This is a genomic window from Oleiphilus sp. HI0132 (genome assembly GCF_001635845.1).
Genome location: NZ_LWGJ01001111.1, coordinates 1 through 4,528 on the forward strand (window position 1 = coordinate 1; position 4,528 = coordinate 4,528).

The window sequence follows — 4,528 nt, forward strand, 5'->3', positions numbered from 1 at the left end:
CAAAATCGTTAAAGGTGGCGTCCTTCTGGGTGAGCCACGGTATTCAATCAAGAATGTAGAACACCTTTATCGCGGAAAGCGTGAAACTGAAGTTGGCAATGGTGGTGACTCGGTTGTGGTCTATGAGCAATGGCGAGAACTGCACTCACGAGGTGAACAAGGCGACACTTGGGAAACTTCCAAAATTCTGAACGACATCAGGGATTACAACATTGATGATTGTGACTCAACCCAGGAGCTTGTCGATTGGTTGCGACAACAGCAAGCCGAGTATGGCATCGTTTATTTAGGTAAAACCGAAATCACCGAACCCGATGTCAAAGAGGAAGTCACAGAACGAACGCAGCTGCGTGATCGTCTGCTTGAGCGGGTTTTATCCGAGCTTGAGTCCGACCCAAGAAAAGCGGCACTAACTGAAAACCTTGCATGGGTGCTCGAATTTCATCGACGAGAAGCGAAACCCATATTCTGGCGTTTATTTGAAAGACTTGGCTTAAGTCACATTGAATTGATGGACGACCTAGATTGTTTGGCCTGCTGTGAAAGAACAGAGCGTGAACCATTTAAGCCTTCGCCAAGAGCGCGTAATCTGGCTTATGAATATCGATTTGATCCCACGCAGGAATTTAAAGGCGCGCAAAAGCAATTCTATTTATTGGGTGTCGAAACGGATGACGGAAATACCGCAAAAGTTACCTTTGTCCGAGAGGAAAGCGATCTTGAAAATGGTCTAGTAGTTCTGCAATCGAAAGAGGAACCACCAGCGGTCGTATCCTTAGTACCAGACGAATACGTCAATCCAAATCCAATTCCACAGGCCATCGACCAGAGCGTTAGCGAATATGAAAGTGGTCACCTAAGTTCAGGCCAGTCAGCCATCATTGATTTCCTGACACGCTCTAAACCCCGCATAAAAGGTCACGCCGAAGGGCCTATTGCACCAAGTCACGATCCGGGTGAACGACTCCAACAAATCATTCATGCGATCAGCAACCTGGATTGCAGCTATCTAACAATCCAAGGACCTCCCGGTGCTGGTAAGTCCTATACCGGTAAGCATGTTATCGCAGAGCTTATGAAGTCCGGTGCAAAAGTGGGGATTGCCAGTAATAGCCATAAAGCGATCAACAACCTGTTATTGAGTACAGCAAAATACTGCAAAGAGGAAGGTATCTCAGCCACCTTCGGATGCACCAAAGACAATGAGCCTGAGCTGGCTGATTATGACGTAGCCATCCTAAAGAACAACGAGCTGGTCAATCATATCCAACCGACTTGCGTGGTGGGTACAACAGCATGGGGATTCGCTCGAGAAGATTTGGCGAACGAACTCGACTACCTGTTTGTCGATGAAGCAGGCCAAGTTGCCGTTGCAAACCTGATCGCCATGAGCCGCAGCGCTACCAACCTTATCTTGATGGGTGACCAAATGCAGTTAGGTCAGCCCTCACAGGGCACACACCCGGCCGACAGTGGGCTTTCTGTGCTGGACTACCTATTACACGAAACTCCGACCATTCCAGACGACATGGGCGTGTTTTTGGGCACAACTTATCGAATGCACTCTAAGGTCAACCAGTTCATTAGCGAGCATATTTACGAAGGAAAACTGGAGTCACACCCGTCTAACGATAAACGAATTATCGATGTACCTTCAGACTATAAAGGGCCGCTTAATATTGAAGCCGGAGTTTTATTCGTTCCGGTGGATCATGAAGGCAATACACAAGCCTCTGATGAGGAAGTGGCTGTCATTCGGGATCTTGCCAATTGTTTGATTGGAAGGACTTTTCATACTGGAAAGTCATCCCCAGAAACTAGACCCATCGACTGGAACGACATCTTGTTTGTCGCCCCGTATAACCATCAAGTCAGTAAACTTCGCGCTGCGCTAGGGGAACAAGCCAAAGTGGGCAGTGTCGACAAGTTCCAAGGCCAAGAGGCCCCAATTGTGTTCTTGAGCATGTGTGCCAGCGACGCCAGTGAATCACCCCGAGGACTGGACTTCCTCTTCGATAAGCACCGCATTAATGTAGCCATATCGAGAGCACAATCACTTGCAGTAGTCGTCGGCAATCCCAATATCGGCAAAACACCAGTGAGCCGGGTTGACCAGCTCAAGTTGGTAAATTTGTTTAATGCGATATCCAACATAACCATGGAGTCGGTCAATGGCTGAAAAAATCGTAGCCTGGAAAGATATTGAAGATAAATTCAACGGCACAATCCTACTGGGCAACGGGGCTAGTATCGCGGTTGATGAAAGGTTTGCATACGGCTCATTAAAACAGCATGCAATCGACAGCGGTCTCTTGACCAGCGACGTACAGAGTATTTTCGACTTCTTTCATACAGATGATTTTGAGCTTATTTTGCGAATCGTTTGGCAGGCAAACAATGTTAATAAGGCTCTAGAAATCGATGACGACAAGACTGAGTCTTCGTACATACATGTAAGAGATTCACTAATATCTGCTGTTCGCCATATTCACCCTGAGCATGGTGAGGTTGTTGATAAAATTGAATTGATTTATGGCTTCATCAAGAAATTCAATCGCATAATTTCACTCAACTATGATTTATTAATTTACTGGGCCGTTATGTATGGCAGTGAAGTAAATGACAAGCATGCCCTAAAGGACTGCTTCGTAAATTCCGAATTTGATGATGATTGGCAACGCTTTCAGGAACCAATTGGAAATCAAAGACAATGTTCATTAGTTTTCTATCCACACGGGAACTTGGTTCTAGCAAGAGACAAAATAGAAAATGAGAGGAAAATCTCAGCTAATGGTGATGGCCTTTTAGAAAGCATTCTCCAGAAGTGGGAAAACGGCAGCTATGTCCCATTGTTTGTAAGTGAAGGGACAAGCAAACAGAAGCAGAAATCGATTCAAAGCAGCTACTATTTGAATACGGTCTACAGGGAGGTGCTTGCGAATCTCTCCGACAACTTGACCATTTATGGTTGGGGGTTCGGTGAGCATGACATGCACATACTTGAGCGAATTTCACTTTCTGGCATTAAACGAGTGGCGGTATCGGTCTACAAAAACGATCAAGCTTTTTGTTCGCGCGCTCACCAAATCCTAGTTGATCATCTTGGTAAAGACTGTGAAATAACATTCTTTGACAGCGAAAGTGAAGGAAGCTGGATCCATGCTTAGATTAGGATTTAACGGCCTCAGAAGTCGACTGCCTCAAGCAGCTGGCTTCGTATGCCTCAACGTCCTTTTCCCGATACATAACGCGCCCCTGAAGTTTTAAATACTTGGGGCCAATGCCCTCTGAGCGCCACCGCTCTAAAGTCGCTTCACTCACGCCCCAGCGATTCGCCAGCTGCCTCTGATTCATGTGTATTACCGTCATAAAAACTCCTGTGTTGGACTATTTGGTAACCACCATGAACGCTCAAAACTACGGATCAAATCAAGCTAATTAGGGCTGGTTAGGGGCATAAATATCGAAAGCTAATCATAGGTATTTAATGGACTTGTTCGGTTGCGAGTTAGGGAACTGAACCCGCGTCCCGTCCCACCACCAAAAGCTGGTTCATCAAGAACCAATAAAGTAGGGAAGTAACCATAAGTTTAGCATTTGCTAAAATTATGGTTCACAGGGAAGCATAAGTTTGGCAACAACCGGACAAATGCAACCCTTTCTAGACTGAAAAAGCTCATTGAATCATAGCGTTATGATTCAATGAGCTTTACTTTTTAATATCTATGATTTGCGAACCTTTTTTTAATCGTTCGACCCGCCCTCAATAAGCATTTCTGATTTGTAAACCTGAAGAAACAGAGCTAACTCATTATTCTTAGTAGATTTAAACCAGAAAGGATCGTGCACTGAGCCCGCATAAATAACAACAATTAGAAATAAATAACATACCAAAGCCAATGCCAAGGGCCGATTAGTTCCAAGAGCTCCCATAGCAAACAGCAGAGATACGATAAAAGAAGACACACTCCATAAGGAAAACAAGAAACACAGATAGACCTTGTTGATATTCCAGCTTCGTAGATACCAAAATTTGAACAGCCTCAAATTGCGTGTGCGCTGCGAAGATTGTCATCACGAGCGTTTGGTCGCTTTCAGCTGCAAACGGCGTGGTTTCTGCCCTAGTTGTGGCGCTCGGCGGATGGCGGAGAGTGCCGCACTTTTGGTGGATGAAGTATTTCCCGCAGAGCCTATTCGCCAATGGGTGCTGAATTTTCCTTTCCAGTTGCGCTTTTTGCTGGACCGTTACCCGGAGCTGATGGGCAAGGTCTTGAGCATCGTTTACCGTACACTCTCAACTGTTCTGCGCAACTAAATCAGGACACTTTTCTTAAAGAGTTTTCGTACTCGATTGGCGACATATCTTCGTTAGAAGTATGGAGCCGCTCTAAGTTGTAATAACGCATGTAGTCAGCCACATCATTTCTCATATGCTCTCTCGTTGGCTGGGGCACTTTCAAAACCCAGTCATGCTTTAAGCTTCCAAAGAACCGCTCCACAACAGAGTTATCCCAGCAAGCACCTACAT

General features: G+C 45.5%; 4 protein-coding genes and 1 pseudogene. 3 read left to right on the forward strand and 2 right to left on the reverse strand.

Going from position 1 to position 4,528, the window contains the following annotated elements:
* Together A3766_RS14685 and A3766_RS14690 are read left to right on the forward strand one after the other, a co-directional pair.
* A partial coding sequence (locus tag A3766_RS14685) for an ATP-binding protein (RefSeq protein WP_068642430.1) occupies positions 1 to 2,179 on the forward strand: 2,179 nt, incomplete at its 5' end.
* On the forward strand, positions 2,172 to 3,167 hold the full coding sequence (locus A3766_RS14690; protein WP_068642433.1) for a DUF4917 family protein: 996 nt from the start codon (positions 2,172 to 2,174) through the stop codon (positions 3,165 to 3,167). The genes A3766_RS14685 and A3766_RS14690, both read left to right, overlap by 8 nt.
* Before the next feature lies 1 nt (position 3,168).
* On the opposite strand, the gene A3766_RS14695 is transcribed toward A3766_RS14690, so the two are convergent.
* Complete coding sequence (locus tag A3766_RS14695; protein ID WP_068642435.1) at positions 3,169 to 3,369, reverse strand: AlpA family transcriptional regulator; 201 nt, start codon at positions 3,367 to 3,369, stop codon at positions 3,169 to 3,171.
* Positions 3,370 to 4,048: 679 nt separating this feature from the next.
* Here A3766_RS14695 and A3766_RS29060 point away from each other — a divergent pair.
* Positions 4,049 to 4,306 (forward strand): annotated as a pseudogene (locus A3766_RS29060) (transposase zinc-binding domain-containing protein); the annotation flags it as partial.
* Between the two features lie 10 nt (positions 4,307 to 4,316).
* On the opposite strand, the gene A3766_RS14705 reads toward A3766_RS29060, so the two are convergent.
* A partial coding sequence (locus tag A3766_RS14705) for an IS3 family transposase (protein ID WP_156498143.1) occupies positions 4,317 to 4,528 on the reverse strand: 212 nt, incomplete at its 5' end.

Bases quoted from the DNA above. Each gene is read 5' to 3' on its own strand.
- A3766_RS14690 (WP_068642433.1), top strand. From the start codon at position 2,172: ATGGCTGAAAAAATCGTAGCCTGGAAAGATATTGAAGATAAATTCAAC.
- A3766_RS14695 (WP_068642435.1), bottom strand. From the start codon at position 3,369: ATGACGGTAATACACATGAATCAGAGGCAGCTGGCGAATCGCTGGGGC.